General features: G+C 41.1%; 15 protein-coding genes. 6 read left to right on the forward strand and 9 right to left on the reverse strand.

What is annotated here, in order from left to right:
- Position 1 precedes the first annotated feature (1 nt).
- From QZ562_RS07820 to QZ562_RS07855, 8 genes are all read right to left on the reverse strand, one after another.
- The gene (locus tag QZ562_RS07820; RefSeq protein ID WP_293758936.1) at positions 2-1,414 is read right to left on the reverse strand and encodes an aldehyde dehydrogenase family protein; all 1,413 of its coding nucleotides are present in this window, start codon (positions 1,412-1,414) and stop codon (positions 2-4) included.
- 387 nt (positions 1,415-1,801) lie between these two features.
- Positions 1,802-3,100: an adenylosuccinate synthase gene (locus tag QZ562_RS07825; RefSeq protein WP_293758970.1), complete on the reverse strand. Its 1,299-nt coding sequence runs from the start codon at positions 3,098-3,100 to the stop codon at positions 1,802-1,804.
- Between the two features lie 120 nt (positions 3,101-3,220).
- A complete protein-coding gene (locus QZ562_RS07830; RefSeq protein WP_293758938.1) occupies positions 3,221-3,388 on the reverse strand; it encodes a DUF2065 domain-containing protein in 168 nt (55 codons plus the stop codon).
- A gap of 213 nt (positions 3,389-3,601) precedes the next feature.
- Positions 3,602-4,132 (reverse strand): DUF3750 domain-containing protein, encoded by a 531-nt coding sequence (locus tag QZ562_RS07835; RefSeq protein WP_293758940.1) that lies wholly within the window; start codon positions 4,130-4,132, stop codon positions 3,602-3,604.
- Positions 4,133-4,931: 799 nt separating this feature from the next.
- Positions 4,932-6,203, reverse strand: coding sequence for a hypothetical protein (locus QZ562_RS07840; RefSeq protein WP_293758943.1), 1,272 nt, complete (start codon positions 6,201-6,203; stop codon positions 4,932-4,934).
- A 294-nt stretch (positions 6,204-6,497) separates the two neighbouring features.
- Entirely contained in the window at positions 6,498-7,160 is a 663-nt protein-coding gene (locus QZ562_RS07845; RefSeq protein WP_293758949.1) for a YoaK family protein, read from the reverse strand.
- 598 nt (positions 7,161-7,758) lie between these two features.
- Entirely contained in the window at positions 7,759-9,615 is a 1,857-nt protein-coding gene (locus QZ562_RS07850) for a carboxylesterase family protein (protein ID WP_293758951.1), read from the reverse strand.
- Between the two features lie 395 nt (positions 9,616-10,010).
- Positions 10,011-10,856 (reverse strand): co-chaperone YbbN, encoded by an 846-nt coding sequence (locus QZ562_RS07855; RefSeq protein ID WP_293758953.1) that lies wholly within the window; start codon positions 10,854-10,856, stop codon positions 10,011-10,013.
- A gap of 165 nt (positions 10,857-11,021) precedes the next feature.
- Between QZ562_RS07855 and QZ562_RS07860 the strand changes: the two genes are divergently transcribed.
- The 6 genes from QZ562_RS07860 to purD all read left to right on the forward strand — a co-directional run bounded on the left by QZ562_RS07860 (position 11,022) and on the right by purD (position 16,904).
- Positions 11,022-11,339 (forward strand): DUF962 domain-containing protein, encoded by a 318-nt coding sequence (locus QZ562_RS07860; protein ID WP_293758955.1) that lies wholly within the window; start codon positions 11,022-11,024, stop codon positions 11,337-11,339.
- A gap of 222 nt (positions 11,340-11,561) precedes the next feature.
- Complete coding sequence (gene dusB / locus QZ562_RS07865) at positions 11,562-12,575, forward strand: tRNA dihydrouridine synthase DusB (protein ID WP_293758957.1); 1,014 nt, start codon at positions 11,562-11,564, stop codon at positions 12,573-12,575.
- Between the two features lie 30 nt (positions 12,576-12,605).
- Positions 12,606-12,899, forward strand: a complete 294-nt coding sequence (fis, locus tag QZ562_RS07870) for a DNA-binding transcriptional regulator Fis (protein WP_007619851.1) — start codon at positions 12,606-12,608, stop codon at positions 12,897-12,899.
- Positions 12,900-13,039: 140 nt separating this feature from the next.
- A complete protein-coding gene (gene purH, locus QZ562_RS07875) occupies positions 13,040-14,647 on the forward strand; it encodes a bifunctional phosphoribosylaminoimidazolecarboxamide formyltransferase/IMP cyclohydrolase (protein WP_293758961.1) in 1,608 nt (535 codons plus the stop codon).
- Positions 14,648-14,765: 118 nt separating this feature from the next.
- The gene (locus tag QZ562_RS07880) at positions 14,766-15,575 is read left to right on the forward strand and encodes a methyltransferase (protein WP_293758964.1); all 810 of its coding nucleotides are present in this window, start codon (positions 14,766-14,768) and stop codon (positions 15,573-15,575) included.
- A gap of 42 nt (positions 15,576-15,617) precedes the next feature.
- Complete coding sequence (gene purD / locus QZ562_RS07885; protein ID WP_293758968.1) at positions 15,618-16,904, forward strand: phosphoribosylamine--glycine ligase; 1,287 nt, start codon at positions 15,618-15,620, stop codon at positions 16,902-16,904.
- A gap of 775 nt (positions 16,905-17,679) precedes the next feature.
- On the opposite strand, the gene QZ562_RS07890 is transcribed toward purD, so the two are convergent.
- A complete protein-coding gene (locus tag QZ562_RS07890; RefSeq protein WP_293758972.1) occupies positions 17,680-18,390 on the reverse strand; it encodes a DUF1499 domain-containing protein in 711 nt (236 codons plus the stop codon).
- Positions 18,391-18,409 lie beyond the last annotated feature (19 nt).

Here is an 18,409-nt window from a genome sequence, read left to right on the forward strand (position 1 = left end):
CCTATATAAGTTTTTTGAGAAGTTTAAATTTCTTTGAAGTAAATGGAGGGTATCGTAACGGCACATCAAACCAAAAGCTGCGTTTCATCACCGTTTTTAAGTGGCTAAAATTATCAAACCCTATTTTCCCATGGTAGGCACCTGTTCCACTATTACCGACACCACCAAAAGGTAAATTAGGATTCGCAGCAAACATAAAGCCATCATTGATACACACCATACCTGCACTAGTTGAGGTCAAAATTTGTTGTTCAAGCTCATCATTTTTTCCAAAAATATATAAGGCTAAAGGTTTAGCTCGCTGGTTCACAAAAGATATTGATTGGTCAATGCTTGTTACTGTAACTATAGGTAGTATTGGCCCAAAAATCTCTTGCTGCATCAAAGGACTGTCATGGTCAGGGTTGAGTACAACAGTTGGCTCAATATACTTATTTGTAATGTCATGTTTACCACCATGAACAATGTCTTGCCCGTCTAAGTAACTGATAACACGTAAAAAATGGCGCTCACTCACAATACGACCATAATCTTGGCTATTAGCAGCGTCGACAGTATAAAAATCAGTGAGTTTATTTTTAATGGCATCAATGAGCTGTGGGGCGAACGACTTCTCTACCAGCACATAGTCAGGTGCCACACAGGTTTGTCCAGCGTTCATCCACTTACTCCAGACAATCCTAGCAGCGGTCACTTCAAGGTCAGTAGAACTGTCAACAATACAGGGGCTTTTACCACCCAACTCGAGGGTCACAGGCGTTAAAAATTCAGCAGCAGCGCGCATCACTATTTTACCAACCACTTCACCACCGGTATAAATAATATGCTCGAATTGATGTTTTAGTAATTCAGTTGTTTCATCGACCGCCCCTTCCACCACGGCAAAAGCGTCATTATCTAAATATTGAGGGATCAATTTAGCTAATAACTTAGATACATTGGCTGACAACTCAGAAGGTTTAATAAGTGCATTATTACCTGCAGACACTGCAGAAATTAAAGGTGACAGCACCAATAACAACGGATAATTCCAGGCACCAATGATTAAAATTGTGCCTAATGGCTCTGGCAATATGTAACTTTTACCGGGTTGGGCAATAATAGGTGTTGCCACTTTTCGTGGCTTCACCCACTTTTTTAAGTGTTTAAGCGAATGGTCCACCTCGCTTATTACTCCGCCAAGTTCAGCTGTCCAAGACTCCATATTACAACGACCAAGATCTTGTCGCATAGCCACAAAAATTTCATCTTGCTGTTCAAGTACCATTTTCCTGATTTGTTTGAGCTGTTCGATACGCCAAACAAGTGCTTTGGTTTTACCCGAAGTAAAAAACGTTTTTAATTGCCGTATTTTAGGCGCAATACCAGCGACTGATGCGGTGTTGACCTGATTAGATAGAGATACTGCTTGCATGAGATACCCACAACCATTGACTTTATATCCACATCTTATCCCATATAATACTGTGGGGATCAATCATACGCAGAGTTTGTTTGACAAAATGTTTTGCTAAGCGTTGTTAAGCAACACGTCTAGTTTGCATGGGCTTTTTACGCAGGTTTCCACAATAGATGCCCATAAGTTGAGCCCATATATAAAGTGTGCTGTCCAAAAAATCAAAATAGTCCAATAGGTATTATGAGTGGCTAATCTATGTGCGGGAGGTGGATATGGGAATGAGTGGATTTGTTTAAACCTCGGATTTTTGTTTCATCTAATGTAACAATGAGAATAAAACATTAATCTACTTCAAAAAAAGGCCACAAATTGCGGCCTTAATTGATTCTTCACCTCGGGGTTTTAAACCTCGAAGGGGTGTCTTAATATTATCGTTTCTTTCCTATCAGGACCCGTTGAAATAATATCAATGGGCACACCTGTTAGTTCTTCAATGCGCTTAATATAATTTTTAGCGGCTTGCGGTAAATCCACATATTCAGTCACACCATATGAATTTTCACTCCAACCAGGCATGCTTTCATATACAGGTGTGATCAACTCATAACCATCAGCAGCCATAGGTGGCACATCTTGGATATTCCCTTGAGCGTCTTTATAACCTATACAGATGCTTAAACTTTCTAAGCCATCTAATACATCTAGCTTAGTTAAACAAAAGCCTGTAATAGAATTAATTTGTACCGCACGTTTCATAGCCACTGCGTCAAACCAACCTGTGCGACGTTTACGGCCTGTTGTAGCGCCAAATTCATGACCTTTAACTCCAAGGTGCTGACCTACTTCGCAGTCTAGTTCTGTTGGGAAAGGACCTGAGCCAACACGTGTAGTGTAGGCTTTAACAATACCCAACACATAATCTAAATTAAGTGGGCCAAAACCTGCCCCCGTAGCAACCCCACCGACTGTCGTATTAGATGAAGTCACATAAGGGTAAGTACCGTGGTCAATGTCAAGCAACGTGCCTTGTGCACCTTCAAACATGATGGCATCACCTCGCAGACGGGCTTTATCCAATACGTCTGTCACGTCAACTACCATGGCTTTTAGTATATCAGCTACTGCCAGCGCATCAGCTAGGACTTTCTCATAACTAACAGGCTCAACTTTATAGTAATTAGTTAGCATGAAGTTATGATACTCGATGACTTCTTTTAATTTAACCGCAAAATCTTCAGGGTTAAACAAGTCACCTACGCGCAAACCACGGCGAGACACCTTATCTTCGTAGGCTGGACCGATACCACGACCAGTAGTACCTATCGCTTTGTTGCCTCGGGCTTTTTCACGAGCCAAATCTAACTCTACGTGATATGGCAAAATAAGCGGGCAAGCTTCGCTAATGACCAAGCGTTCTTTAACAGGTATACCACGCGCTTCTAGCATGGCAGTTTCTTCGAGCAGCGCTTCGGGGCTCAACACAACACCATTACCAATAACACAGGTCACGTTTTCGCGTAAAATTCCAGAAGGAATGAGGTGCAATACAGTTTTTTCACCATCTATAACAAGTGTGTGACCCGCGTTGTGGCCACCTTGATAACGCACTACATAAGTCGCTTGATCTGTGAGCAAATCAACAACCTTACCTTTACCCTCGTCACCCCATTGGGTGCCAAGTACAACAACATTTTTAGCCATGAATAAGACAGGAGTCGTAAAATTAGGAAAGGATTCTAACAAAAAACAATCTCTAGCTAAATAGCAAAATCGCGCAGCTTATAATCAATTGTACGACGACTGATAAAGACATGCATAAAATCAAAGTAAGTAAATCAGGCTAACCACACCAATAGTGACCAAAATGCCCCCCATAGTTCTTAATTGGGCAACAGGTTGCTGGGAGACTTGTTGCAAAAAACCTTGCCATTTGTTGGCGAATAACATCGGACCAATGCCTTCCACAACTAAAACCATGGCTATAGCCATCAGGATTACTTCGCCAAAAGAGTACATATAAAAAGCCATTTATGATAAAAATAATTAACTAGGATAATACGACAGCGGATCAACGCAAAGAGATAAGCCTCTTTTTATTAGGTATAAATCGATGAGCAGCCGCAAAGAAATATACCATTCATTTTCATTCACTATTCACACAAACTATTCACACAAACTATTCACACAGACTATTCACACAAGCTAATCTGCATAACCGCTACCCAAAGCGCGAAATGGTAACTCTAATTCCATTTCAGGTACTTGTAATCCAACCCATTGAGGAAAAGTATTGCTATTGGGGCCAGGAAATAAAGTATATTCATTAGCCCATGGATAACGGGCAATTGCGTCAGATATTTTTGGGATAAGTTGGCTAGCCTTATCACCCTGAATTGATAAGAGTTTTTCTGGTTTCGCTCCGTACCAATAACGGTCAGGTGTGACCGTTTTATATTCCCGTAATGCAGGTAAGCCTCGCCCTACTCGCCAACCCACTACCTCATAAACTGTATACTCGGTTGCATCTTCAGCTTTAACAGCAATCCATGTGTGAACCGCAAACCAGCCTCGCCAACTAAAAGCATCGGCTGCATAAACCTCAATCACTGCATTTTTATCTATCGTAGGGTCAGCGGCAATGCCTGCTGGCTCTCGGCTAGCAGTACGCCAATTTGAATTAGCGCACGCGGTTAGTAAACCAACCAAAAACAGAATAATAATACTTTTTTTCAATACTTAAACCTTAAATTTATATGTCATTTTATGATTACTCGACATTATTAGGACTCGTTGCTACACCTATTCCCGGTCAGGATAGAACAACAACTTATCTAACTATATATTAATTTAATTATATATTAATCGATTAGTTATATTTGCCTGATTCGTCGATTACGCAACACAAAACAGAGTGAGAAATTCAGCGCAGCACTCGGAATGAGACTCAAAATCAAGTCATATTTAATAACACGAACGCTGGTCTACTATTGCACCCAAATAACTAACGTTACCTAATAAAACATCACCTTTGCCAAATATCCCAATGAAGCCCGATGACTAGAGATTAATAAAACCTGTTACGAATACTTGTGTTGTTTGATTATGCTGTCATTAATCTAAGTCGTTGAGCTTGACTCAATGGATATTCATTGACAAAAATTTAATTGAACAATGTTTTTTATGAAGGCGATGTCAGCGGTAGGTAACTTTTTACCTAGCCAAACCTATATTTTCTGTATCTGAATTAACAACATAAATATAGTGACTCCGTTATTGCCATGTTGTTATCTCACTGATATTTCACTTTTAGTAGAAAATATATAAGGTAAAATATTAGTTTTTTTCCATCTATTTTCAGCCATGTTCAATACTGTTTAATACTTTGGCTTGAAAAACGCTCATCGACTTGATGGAGCCATAACATCAATTTTTTGATTTGTTTTTTAAACGAAATATAATCTATTGTGGTGTTCGGTCAAATTTCTATATGTTGCCAAATAAATTAACATTAACTTGGCCCAACTAATTATTTTTATATGACATTCAATTTGTTGTAGGCATCACGTAAATTTTTGATGGAATCTTCATCTTCATTCGCCTTGCACACTGTTCTAATATAACTTTCCTCAAGCTCTGCATTTATTGCAAGCTGCTTTAGCAAAGTTTCATCTTCAGCTATTTCTTGCAGGTCGAATATAGTTCTTACTCCTGCCCCTCGGATATATTTAGTTTTATCTTTAAATTCAAGACATAGTCTAGCTTGAGCCATCCAGTCAATAATTACTCTAGGCTCAAATGGAGTTTTTAAAATTAATTCCATGAGGCTGCTTTGAGCAAGGTTTTGCACATTGTCTATACCAAGATCCCCTAATCTAGCTTTATGAAAACCGCTGATACCTTCTAACATCTCTAAGGGTAAAGAAGCCGCAGCGTCTGATTTCTCAGCAAATATTCGCCCTAAACCATCTTTCATCCATGCCAATGCACGGTCTGGAAAAATACCGACAAAAAATGATACTGTCATTATTTGTCTATTTAACATCTCGTTATATTCTGAACTTTCTGCTGAGCTAAAACTGTATAGGAAGTGCTGAAGTACCAGTGCAACGAAGGCGCTATACACCATTCGACCACCAATACTGTAATATGCACCGGGTGGTAGATCTAAGGTCATCATCCTACGGAATACGTATTGCAATGACCAAATATAGGCACCTAAAAAAGCCATGCCTATACTCACTACTCCTCGACGATATCCCTCCGTGTTTGAAAAATCTAAATTATTGATATCGTCAGTAGTGTTAATACCGCTCGATGTTTTTACTGCAGCTATCCAATCCGCACCATTGAACAACACTAACGCATTATTCGCGAACAGTATGTAAAACCCTAAAAAACTAAAAAAACTCACAAAAAATATAGGTAACAAGTAGTCATCGCCTTGTTCGTCACCAGATATTAGTAGTGAATGAGCGTCAATTTTGTCAGTGCATAACAACGTTTTTAATGCTGCAAACTCATCTTTCTTTTTAGGTAACCTAAAGTGTAAATAAGAAACAGCAGTCAGGGGCATAAAAATCAATAGAATAGCGATTGCAGGACCTTCCATCCAATGTCCTGCATATACCTTTTTGTCATTAGTTTGTGTGGACTGTACTGCGCTATTCAACTTAGCAGTCTCGACAGCAACATAGATACTTAGTCCAACTATAATGGCCACTAAAATAAGTAAAGCCCGAATATTAGTGAATTTTGATTTTGATTGAGGGGTACTTTCGTTAACTGCAGCGCTGATTTCAGTCATTTCCAACATCCTTTTATATAAATATCATTTAATTTATAGACTAAACTGTAATGCTTTTAATGCTAATTGCTACCAACAGACTAACCAAGAAAAATACCATAACGCTTTTTTTCATTTATTAAACCTATATCTCAGTTCACTTTAAAAACACGAAACTCCATACTTCTGTCACAACTGATTAAGTTATCCCTCATAGCTTTCATAACACTAATCGCCATAAGTCATTGGTCACTTGAAAAGTATCTTTTTAGCTATGGGATAAAGAGCTTTAGTAATGAGTCGATTGGATTTTTTTTAGTTTATGACTTTAGCCTTATAAAGTGAATAACTCAAAGCCAACAATAAACAGATACCTGCGGGAATAAGTAGCGCATTAAATTCAAGAACACTAAAGAAATATGCACCAAAAGTGCCGCCTAAAATAAAGCCGATGATGATCAGCAAAAATAATAATGCCTTTCTTTTGTCAAACTCCTCGCCACGTGATTTTGCCCCTAGCATAATGCCAAAATCAGTAAATATGCCTGTTACATGTGTGGTTCGAATAACGGCACCGCTAAAAGTAGTGGCTAATGCATTCTGAAGCCCGCATGCAGCAGAGGCTAAATAATGCCCATTCAAGGAATCATTCGATAAGAAATAAATAGAAGTTAAAAGTAACAGCGCCTCCAAAGAAAGAAGGCCACTGTAATTATGGCTTAATTTTAATGCACCACTACGCAAAAAAAATCCTGATATAACGGCACCAATCAAGAAACTAAACATGATGAAAAATAAATGCAAAACATCGATAAATGTGGAATTTACAATACCGGCTCCAAGAAGGGTTGCGGTACCCGATAGATGTGAAATTGATTGATGTTTAAAACCTAATAAGCCAATGGAATTAACCAGGCCTGCAACCAAAGCCAATACAAACGAACCATATTCTACCCATCGGGGTAATTTTGATATCACAAGACTCCAATGCTACTGAAGTTAAATTAAGCAGATAAAAATATATAACCGATCGCCACCGGTTACATAAATACTGACACACTCGAAAAAAAATATTACAACGACTGTTTCATTGATAGATACAAATAACAACTTAATGACAGACTTGGATTCAACTAAACAGTGGTTGCCCAACATTGTTTAGCGATACCAACGGTTAGGTGTCAATGTTTATTTTGCTTGTTAGGTTATTACGCTTTTTTAATAATCCTGATGATAATCAGTAATAAGGCAGCACCCTGTGTTGCTGTCACGAATGAGCTGATAACCCCTGTGCAGATGTACTTAAAAACGTAATACAAAACCACCTAATACCGCACCTATTGCGCTAATAACTAAATCACCAAGCAGACCAAAACCGCGAACTTTCATAACGCGAACTTTCATAAATATGCCGGTCAACTAACTCTATAATCCACCAATATCTAAAAATATAATTAATTCTGAAATGTTCATAATTTCACCTCTTTTGTTTAAAAAACGCTCACATTATCCACAACCTAAACATAATGGTCTTTTTTTAAAAAGAATTTTACAAAGACATCCATTTTAATAGTGATTAATTTGTCGATCCACTTACAGGCTGGATTATTGTCCAAGGGTCATAATTTACACAACCAAGATCCAGATATTCCTGCTCATTCCAATAATCATCTCCTGAATTAATTTTTAGAAACAGCTCAGCATGTATCCTACAGCGTGTCTTTGTGTCGGTAATCTGCGGATCTTTAGCCAAACGTTGTTTGAGCATCGCGATAGTCATAGGTTCTCGACTCATTTTAGAACCGCCACTACTGGGAGAGTCGAGGATCATCAGGTTGGGGCCAATGTTGTTCCACGCCTCCCACTTTAACAGGTCGCCATTACGACCGTTTTCGGGGTCGCCCGTAGCGGCAAATTGAGACCAATAGCTACGCATTTCTATGGCTAGTTTATCGCGTCCTGGAATGTTCTCTTCATTATAGAAACCGGGAACCAAGATACCACCTTCGAAGTCATCAAACACAAAGGCGACTTCCATGCCATGACCTGCGCCAATCAGTGTTGAATAATCGACTAGCCAGTTTTTCGCACCCTCATCCCAGTCCCATCGATAAGCGTAAACTTCATGTTCTGAATTGGCGGAGATGACAGCAGCCACCTCATCCACTGCTCTTGCTTTCCAAGTGTCAGAGATGTAGGCCGAGGTACGATTGTATGTGTCCATATTCTTGATGTGCGGAAGAAAACCAAAACGGCGTTCAACAAACTTAGGATCTTGAGCCATAAATAATTTGGCCTCATCGCGGTTGGTTCCTGTCATTAGCGGTACATCGTTGTATCGTTCCGGTGACTGAAAGAGAGTCAGTAAAGATTCCTTGGGCAGGACTGTGCCGTCACGCAGATTTTGCGGGGCACGGTACATACCCGCACCGCCGCTGATCCCCTTGAGTATTTGCTGTGGACTTCGGGACTGCATGAATGTCAGAATTTCTGCATCAGACATAGCAAGTTGGGCGACCTTTGCAGCCTTGTGGCTTTTTGCTTTACCCGCGTGCTGCAATTGCATTGACAGCCATTCCCGTGAGCTGAGGCTTTCGCCAGGCTGCACGTCATCAGCAAAATTTTCGGCTCGCCACAATGGTGTGGTGCTTGTTGAACCGCTCTGAGCAATGGCCCGGTGGAAAAGTCCCTTGGCTGGAGGAGAAGCCATCAGCGAATACACGTTAAGCCCGCCCGCGGACTCACCAAAAATAGTTACGTTGTGTGGATCGCCACCAAAATTCGCAATGTTTTTCTGTACCCATTCTAGTGCGGCAATCATGTCGAGATTTCCATAATTACCCGACGCGTCACTGGCACTGCGGCCTTCAGCGCGAAGAGCGGGATGACTCATCCAGCCCAATAGCCCCAGACGATAGTTGATGGTAACAATCACCACATTTTCGCCACCAGCAAGGCGATGTCCAGGATAGGTGTTCGCCGTTCCAATAGAGTTACCCCCACCATGGATCCAGAACATCACAGGAAGACCTGCAGAATCAATATCACTGTTGTCTCGCGGTGCCCATACATTTAAATACAGACAATCCTCCTTTCCAACTACCTCACCCTCATTTCCAGTAGTGTCTATCAAAGGTCCCCAGAGTTGCACGCAAGCGTTTTCGAAAGCAATGGCTTGACGGTTTTCATGCCAAGGTTTGGGAAGACGTGGCGCTGCCCAGCGCAGTTCAGCCAATGGAGGTGCTGCAAACGGAATACCGAGCCACCCTAAAGTGTCATCCTCATCGGAAAAACCTACAATTGGGCCAGCTAGTGTATCTCGAATTGCGTCAAAAGAGGCGATACGCACCACAGGTTGGGGTGCAGGTTTTTGCCAAAGATATATGCCGATAATGGTAACGATGACAACAAATGCAAGCAACTTATGTTTCATGGGGGCTGTTCTCTTTATGGTTTTACCAAGAGTAATGTATTTTGTTGTGGGATTCATCCCACAACAAGCTTTCAGATGTACAGCAAACGATTTACATAAAGAATGAAAGCAAATTATCCAATCAGTGCGTTTTATTCACTCATCTAGTTTATAAGTTTGAAAAACATATCTTCGTTTTTTACTCATTTATTTAATCATTCACTCTTGTCGTTATTACGGTTTGATTTAAAGAAACTTTGATTCAAATAAGGAGTGATAATTTGTATTTACTGGCTATGAACAGCAAAGTAACAATGTAAATGCATTTCGAAATAACAAAAAACCGGCGAATGCCGGTTTATATTCTTAGATGGTAGCTTGCCGCGCGCTAGCTCTAAACGAGGCGCTTAACTCAGCTAATACAACAACCCATAAACCTTACGTCGATACTTCGACTTCAAAGGATCGCCATCAGGCAGAGCATTAATCATATCTAAAGTCAGCTTCTTGGCATCACCAAAATTAAGCTCTTTATATAAAACCGACAAGATCAGTTCCAAAGCTTCTTCTATTTGATTAGCTTGATGCAATTGCACAGCAAGTTTAACTTTAATCTCTAGGTCATCTGGGTTTTGTAACATTTGTTTTTGTAAGGCTTTGATTTCAGGTGAGTCAGCCGCTTGTTCAGCTAATTCAATTTTACCCAAAATACTTTTGTACAACGCGTCTTGATCGACTAAGCCGATGGTTTCTAATAATATTTTAGCTTGTTTTATTTGACCTAACTCTACTTGACAATCAGCCAGTAACAACTTGATATCTGCGCGTTCGGGATTCATGTCATGAGCTTGTTTGAGCACAGTGTAAGCTTGCTGATAATCACCTGCGCTGACTAACTCGACCGCTTGTTCATATAAAGCATCTTCTGGCTTGGGCAAGTGTTTTTCAAAGGTGGCGATAATCTCTGCTTCGGTTTGCACCCCTGCAAAGCCGTCTATAGGCTGGCCTTCCTTTACCAAAATCACTGTTGGTAGATTTTGCACACCAAATTGGCCTGCTATTTCTTGTTGTTGCTGGCAATCAACACGGGCATGGATCAAGTTCCCACTGAATTTTGCTGCTACATTGACTAAAACTGGAGCCAATTGCTGGCTTGGTTCATAACCTTCGGCCCAAAACTCTACCATCACTACTTGTGTTTGTGAGTCTTGTAATATGACTTGCTGGAAATTTTCAGGGGTAATATTAATTACGTTATTCATAATAGAGTCCATATACTTTTGCTTACAGTGACAGTGGGGTCAAATCATTGAAAATCAAGCTAATTATTGATTTAGGCGTAAATATAAACTGTTGTGTGGTAGACATTTCCTGCTCATTCGCTATGCTAAATTCAATCTCTTATATCAAGTCAGAAGTTAACCGCCATGACCCAACAAGATCCACAACAATTTACCAGTTTTACTCAGTTTTATCCTTATTACCTATCTGAACATCAAAACCTGATATGTCGACGTCTACATTTTATTGGTTCTACACTGATCTTGGCTCTGCTAGTTTATACCCTTATAACTGAGAAGTGGGTGCTGTTATGGTATGTACCAGTTTTAGGTTATGGCTTTGCTTGGGTAGGGCATTTCTTTTTTGAACACAATAAACCCGCAACTTTTAAATATCCTGTTTATAGTTTGTTAGGTGATTGGGTCATGTTTAAAGATATTTTACTTGGCAACATAAAACGTTAAACCTTGTTCATTTACTTTTTGGCAACAATTTTATCTTAATTACTGGTAAACCAGTTTAAATAGCCTACTTTTTTTAATGTCAATATGATTTGATTAAAAAAAGTACAAAATTGTTTGTTTACTAGCCTTTCCAATACAACAAAAAACCCTTAAACTTGCGCCCCTTTTTAGAGCACGGTCGATTTTTGCACAATTAAATATGAAGGATAATCATTCTATATTATGCAGATTGGTCCATATGCATTAGAAAACAATCTGATACTGGCTCCTATGGCGGGAGTAACAGACAGGCCATTCAGACAGTTATGTAAACGTCTTGGGGCAGGTTTGGTGGTGTCAGAGATGCTCTCTTCTAACCCTAGGGTTTGGGATTCGGATAAATCCAAACAACGGATGGATCATGAGGGTGAAGTGGGTGTGCGTTCAGTGCAAATTGCAGGATCGGATCCTGAATTAATGGCACAAGCGGCACAATTTAATGTAACTAATGGTGCGCAAATTGTTGACATCAATATGGGTTGTCCGGCTAAAAAAGTGAATAAAAAGTTAGCGGGATCTGCATTGTTGCAAGACCCACCACTGGTTGAGAAGATCATTCAGGCGGTAGTTAAAGCAGTCGATGTGCCTGTTACCTTAAAAATACGCACAGGTTGGGATGTTGAAAATCGCAATGGGCTATTAATAGCCAAAATTGCTCAGGACAACGGCATTCAATCATTGGCGGTGCATGGTCGCACCAAAGCCTGTATGTACAAAGGCGATGCAGAATACGACACCATTAAAGCTATTAAACAAGCCGTGTCGATACCTGTTGTTGCCAACGGTGATATTACAAGTGCGCAAAAAGCCAAGCACGTTTTGGAATACACCGGTGCAGATGCGCTGATGATCGGTCGTGGGGCCCAGGGACACCCTTGGATTTTCCGCGAAATCTTGCACTATCTGCAAACTGGCCAAGTACTGGCTGCACCAAGCATTGATGAAGTGAGCAGTGTTTTGCTTGAACACGTCGCCAATGTCCATCAGTTTTACGGTGGTTTGAAAGGTTGCAGGATTGCCCGCAAGCATGTGGGTTGGTATTTGGCTGAACACGACCAGCAAAAGCTGTTCCGTGCAAAGTTCAACGACATCGAAGATGCAGGGCAGCAACTTGATGCGTTAACGATGTACTTTAATAAATTGGCAGGCGAACCAGCACCTTCATTTGTGTCTGAGCTAGTTTCACCTGCTGCTTAATATGACTAACTTAAAAGAGCAAGATTGTATATGTTCGAACAAAATGTAACTTCTCCATTTACCACTACGGTAACGACGCCTTCGCAAACTCAGGCTCAAAAGCCCCTTCGCGATTCTGTTAAACAAGCGGTAAACAAGTATTTAAAACAACTTGATAACACCAACATCGAAAACCTATACGAACTAGTCATGGCCGAAGTGGAAGCGCCAATGTTGGAAGAAATAATGACTTTCACACGTGGCAACCAAACTAAAGCGTCGACCATGCTAGGTATCAACCGTGGTACCTTGCGTAAGAAACTAAAACAATACGGTATGAATTAAAGTTTTCACTTAGAATAAAGAGCACCTTAATGGTGCTCTTTTTGTTTGTATTGACCATGACCAAATAGTCAACTAAAAATCATACCAATTAAATTGCCAAAATCTTAGCCACTTAAAAGTGGAACAAACATGGAAACAACATGCAACAAGACTCACCAGCAACACCTATTCGTCGCGCACTATTAAGCGTATCTGATAAATCCGGCCTACTTGAGTTTGCCCAATTTTTGGCTAGCCAGAACGTAGAACTATTGTCTACCGGTGGCACCGCAAAATTACTTAGGGACAATGGCCTTAGTGTTATTGAAGCATCAGATTACACCGGCCATCCTGAAATTATGGACGGTCGAGTTAAAACCTTACACCCAAAAATCCATGGCGGCATTCTTGCTCGCCGTGGACAAGACGAAAAAGTCATGGCTGATAACAATATTCTGCCTATCGATTTAGTGGTAGTAAACTTGTACCCATTCGCAGTTACTGTTGCCAATGAAGATTGCAGCTTAGAAGATGCGATTGAAAATATTGATATCGGTGGTCCCACTATGGTTCGTGCCGCAGCTAAAAATCATAACGATGTGACTATTGTAGTCAACGCCAAAGACTACATGCGCGTTACAACAGAGATGCAAGCTAACAGCAATGCAGTCACCAAAGCTACACGTTTTGACTTAGCTATAGCCGCATTTGAACATACGGCTGAATACGATGGCATGATTGCCAACTACTTCGGTGCCATGATTGAGTCAAGTGAATGTGAAACAGACTGTGGTCACCATCACAGCGAATTTCCACGTACTTTTAATATGCAATTCACTAAAAAACAAGATTTGCGTTATGGCGAAAACAGTCATCAGAGTGCCGCGTTTTATGTTGAGAATGATATTCAAGAAGCATCGGTTGCTACTGCGACCCAGTTGCAAGGTAAAGAATTATCTTTTAACAATATTGCTGACACTGATGCAGCATTAGAGTGCGTCAAAGAGTTTGATGGTCCCGCTTGCGTGATTGTTAAACACGCTAACCCTTGTGGTGTAGCTCTAGGCGACGATATTTTAAGCGCATATGAAAGAGCCTATAAAACTGATCCCACCTCGGCTTTTGGCGGCATCATTGCCTTCAACCGTGAATTAGATGCAGCCACAGCACAAGCTATTATTGACCGCCAGTTTGTTGAGGTAATTATTGCACCATCTGTTAGTGATGCTGCGATAGAAGTGGTGTCTGCCAAGAAAAACATACGTTTACTAGCGTGCGGCGATTGGCAAGGCCAGTTGACGGAAGGCCATGACTTCAAACGGGTTAATGGCGGTTTATTAGTCCAAGATCGTGATTTTGGTATGGTCGAAGAAGACGAACTTCAAGTGGTGACTAAAGTTAAACCGACTGAAAAACAGTTAAAAGATTTGATGTTTACTTGGAAGGTAGCCAAATACGTTAAATCAAACGCTATTGTGTATTGTAACGACAGCATGACAATCGGTGTTGGTGCGGGTCAAATGAGTCGTGTCTATTCTGCCAAAGTGGCTGGCATCAAAGCAGCTGATGAAGGTTTACAAGTTGCAGGCTCGGTAATGGCGTCTGATGCGTTCTTTCCGTTCCGTGATGGTATTGACGCCGCCGCTGCTGCCGGTATTAGCGCCATTATCCAACCCGGTGGCTCAATGCGCGACCAAGAAGTCATAGACGCCGCAGACGAACATGGTATTGCCATGGTCTTCACAAATATGCGTCACTTTAAGCACTAATATTGTGAGTCATAATCCGGAGTCATAGCTCAAAATATTGACTCCGGTTTTTGTTACCTCTGGCGCGCAATACCGCTACAATCTATTTAAAGCCACCTTACCTAAATGCGAGAATATTATGTTTAAACGAACCTTGAAAGTTGCTATTGCCTTATCTTTACTCAGTTCACCTGGAGTATTTGCTGACGCACTTAGTGATGCGGTTAACCATGAAAACCGCTCGATTAAAGAACGGTCAAGAGATGAATATCGCCATCCTCAACAAACACTTCGTTTCTTTGATGTTCAACCCAATATGGCTGTAGCAGAAATTTCTCCTGGTGGCGGTTGGTACAGCAACATTCTTGCACCTTTTTTAAGCGATAAGGGTGAGTTTTACGCCGCCCATTTTTATATAGAAGAAGGGGGTAACGCTTACTACAAAAAGTCTCTTGATGGGTTTATGCAAAAGATTAGTCAGGATGAAAACTACAAAAAAACTAAGGTGACTTCATTTCACCCTACCAAAGCCATGGATTTTGCTCCTGCCAATTCTCTGGATAGGGTACTCACTTTTCGTAACGTACATAATTGGTATATGCAAACTGGACAAGAAGGTATTGATAGCGCATTTTCAAGCTTTTTTCATGCCCTTAAAAAAGGGGGGGTGTTGGGTGTAGTTGAACATAAACTGCCAGAAGACTTGACTGATGAAGCACAAAAAAGCTCAGGCTATATGAAGCAGTCCTTTGTAATTGCTGCTGCTGAAAAAGCAGGGTTTACATTACTTGCACACAGCGATGTCAACCTTAACCCACTGGATACCACTGATCATGAGAAAGGTGTATGGACCTTGCCTCCTGGACTTCGTTTGGGCGAAAAAGACCAAGCAAAATATCTCACTATCGGTGAGAGTTCTCGTATGACACTTAAGTTTATTAAGCCATAATTTGTTAAGCCCTAAATAAATCACGAAAGAATAACAGACCCTATGAATGTATTGATTATTGGCGGCGGTGGTCGCGAACATGCGTTAGCTTGGAAAGCAGCGCAATCGACAAAAGTATCCCACGTGTTTGTAGCACCGGGGAATGCTGGAACAGCACTTGAAGATAAGGTGACGAATATTGATGTAGATGCAGAAGATGTTCCTGCTTTGGTGGCCTTTGCACAGCGAAGCCAAATAGACTTAACTATAGTGGGCCCAGAAGTGCCACTAGTATTTGGTGTGGTGGATGCATTTCAGGCTGAAGGGCTAAAAATCTTTGGTCCTTCTCAAGCTGCAGCTCAGCTAGAGGGTTCAAAAGCCTTTACCAAAGACTTTTTAGAACGTCATAATATTCCTACTGCTGACTATCAAAACTTTACTGAAATTGAACCTGCTCTTACCTATGTGCAACAAAAAGGCGCGCCTATCGTAGTCAAAGCCGACGGACTAGCCGCTGGTAAAGGTGTCATTGTCGCCATGACATTAACCGAAGCAGAAGATGCTATTCGTGACATGTTGGCGGGTAACGCTTTCGGTGAAGCAGGAAGCCGCGTAGTCATCGAAGAATTCCTCGATGGTGAGGAAGCGAGTTTTATTGTGATGGTCGATGGCAAAAATGTTTTACCCTTTGCCACCAGCCAAGATCATAAACGTGTTGGTAATGGTGATACCGGTCCTAACACTGGTGGTATGGGTGCTTACTCACCGGCACCCGTTGTGACAGCAGATATCCATCAGCGTGTTATGCGTGAAGTGATTTATCCCACTGTGAAAGGTATGGCTAATGAAGGCAATACCTACGTAGGATTTTTATATGCTGGGTTGATGATCATGGCAGACGGTACACCTAAAGTGATTGAATACAATTGCCGTTTTGGCGACCCAGAAACCCAACCTATCATGATGCGTTTGCAGTCTGACATCATTGAATTGGTTGAAGCAGCCTTAGACGGCAAACTAGACCAAATTCAAGCTGAGTTTGATCCCAGAGCGGCTGTCGGTGTAGTGCTTGCTGCAGGGGGTTACCCTGGCAATTACAATAAAGGTGATGTGATTGAAGGTTTAGCCCTTGGCGATACCAACAGTAAAATCTTCCATGCTGGTACCAAAAATGTTGATGGCAATGAAACAACAAACGGCGGTCGAGTTCTGTGTGCTACAGCTTTAGGCAATACTGTCACCGAGGCTCAACAGAATGCTTACAAACTGGCGAAAACCATTAGCTGTAACGGTATGTTTTATCGTGATGATATCGCTTATCGTGCAATTGCCCGTGAGCAAAATAGTTGACTAAAACCTACTATTAAATGGTTTAAGTAAAATGCGCTTCGGCGCTTTTTTTTGTTTTTAGCTAAGCAACTTCGTCATTCTTCCTAACAGCACAATAGGTTTCAGCTCAACGGAATCAAACTGGATCACAGGTTCTGGTGCTACGGACAATTAGAAAAATGGAGAAAAAAGGCAAAGTAACAGCGCCCAAGCGTTAGTGTATTTGCCAGTTAGATCTCATGGTTGCACTCATTCGATGATAGGTAAATCAAAGCCAGAACTCATTTTAACAGACAACCACACACTGATTGATGGTGTAATAATATAGTCCATTTTATCAATAATCAGGGAATATTAACCGCTACATATGACGACGACAGCTTTCATACCCATCGATATTGGTATATCTGAGACTCACTCAATCAGCGTGGGGTATTCTTTGCCACATTCTGGCTCAGAACAAAGCTGCAGTGATTTCAGGTGTTAATCCGCAGCATTCAGATTTGCTGGAGCCTTGAATAATAGCCAGTCTTGCTATTCCATAATGAGCCTACCGCCACTTTTCTGGAGGGTACTGCCGACTTTTCACTAGTATCGTGAGAATAGGCACTTTTCGCATACGGAGATGCTTGGACTATGGCTGGACTATGGCTGGGAAGTATTTGTCATTCTTGACGGGACCAGAATATAAGTGACTTTTACTATCATCTGAAAATGAAGTTTTATTGGATTAAAAAAATAGCTGCGCATCAAATAAAATTAATACGCAGCGTTTGACTATACTTAATCAACCAGATTAGTTAATGTTTTTCGCCACACCAGCGATTAAAGCATTGAGACGTTCCGCATTTTTTCCTATATCACTCATGCCAACGCGGGATTTACTGCGCGCATCGAGCATGGTCATCTGGCCATCGCTTTGAATGCGGATAACCACATCATCAACAAAACCAAAAAAAGTCGTCGTGTCATAAGCTTCAATCAAACCAAGGGTTTTGTCAGAACTGACCACTTCTAGTCCCATGCTTCTCACTGCCGCTAAAGCTGCAGCGAATACCTGTTCTGCAGTTTGCTGATATTTTTGGGTTTGGAGTTCAGGGTAGGCTTCACGCTGTTGACTGGCCACTTCTTCCCCTTGATATTCAGCAGGATTAGGCGCATCAGCTCGCAGCGGTAAAATAGCAACAAATTTTGGTGGGTTAACTAAGTCTGTGGTGATATCGTGAATGGGAGGCACTGACTTAGCTTTATTCATCATACTTAAGGGCATAAAGATCGCCACAGCAGCACATAAAACCGCAATTCCAGTGACAGGCCAAGAGATAGTTTTGCGCATAAAAATGACTTGAATAAGCGCCAGAATAATAGCCACGGCCCCCACTATTAGTGCGATGCGCATCGCTAAAAACGCATTCATCAAGCCAAGTATTTCAGCTTGGTACAAAGGGCCAGAAACGAGCAGCAGTAATAAGGCCAAAATACCTGCAATTAACGTAAGAATTTTCATAAAAACATGTCCTTTAAAT

Source organism: uncultured Paraglaciecola sp., assembly GCF_913058035.1.
In the GTDB taxonomy this organism is placed as follows: domain Bacteria; phylum Pseudomonadota; class Gammaproteobacteria; order Enterobacterales; family Alteromonadaceae; genus Paraglaciecola.

What these genes read in the sequence shown, in the direction of transcription:
- QZ562_RS07880 (WP_293758964.1), top strand. Translation starts at nt 14,766, where the DNA reads ATGTTTAAACGAACCTTGAAAGTTGCTATTGCCTTATCTTTACTCAGT.
- QZ562_RS07850 (WP_293758951.1), bottom strand. Translation starts at nt 9,615, where the DNA reads ATGAAACATAAGTTGCTTGCATTTGTTGTCATCGTTACCATTATCGGC.
- dusB (WP_293758957.1), top strand. Translation starts at nt 11,562, where the DNA reads ATGCAGATTGGTCCATATGCATTAGAAAACAATCTGATACTGGCTCCT.
- QZ562_RS07840 (WP_293758943.1), bottom strand. Translation starts at nt 6,203, where the DNA reads ATGACTGAAATCAGCGCTGCAGTTAACGAAAGTACCCCTCAATCAAAA.
- QZ562_RS07890 (WP_293758972.1), bottom strand. Translation starts at nt 18,390, where the DNA reads ATGAAAATTCTTACGTTAATTGCAGGTATTTTGGCCTTATTACTGCTG.
- QZ562_RS07825 (WP_293758970.1), bottom strand. Translation starts at nt 3,100, where the DNA reads ATGGCTAAAAATGTTGTTGTACTTGGCACCCAATGGGGTGACGAGGGT.
- fis (WP_007619851.1), top strand. Translation starts at nt 12,606, where the DNA reads ATGTTCGAACAAAATGTAACTTCTCCATTTACCACTACGGTAACGACG.
- purH (WP_293758961.1), top strand. Translation starts at nt 13,040, where the DNA reads ATGCAACAAGACTCACCAGCAACACCTATTCGTCGCGCACTATTAAGC.
- purD (WP_293758968.1), top strand. Translation starts at nt 15,618, where the DNA reads ATGAATGTATTGATTATTGGCGGCGGTGGTCGCGAACATGCGTTAGCT.
- QZ562_RS07860 (WP_293758955.1), top strand. Translation starts at nt 11,022, where the DNA reads ATGACCCAACAAGATCCACAACAATTTACCAGTTTTACTCAGTTTTAT.
- QZ562_RS07855 (WP_293758953.1), bottom strand. Translation starts at nt 10,856, where the DNA reads ATGAATAACGTAATTAATATTACCCCTGAAAATTTCCAGCAAGTCATA.
- QZ562_RS07830 (WP_293758938.1), bottom strand. Translation starts at nt 3,388, where the DNA reads ATGGCTATAGCCATGGTTTTAGTTGTGGAAGGCATTGGTCCGATGTTA.
- QZ562_RS07820 (WP_293758936.1), bottom strand. Translation starts at nt 1,414, where the DNA reads ATGCAAGCAGTATCTCTATCTAATCAGGTCAACACCGCATCAGTCGCT.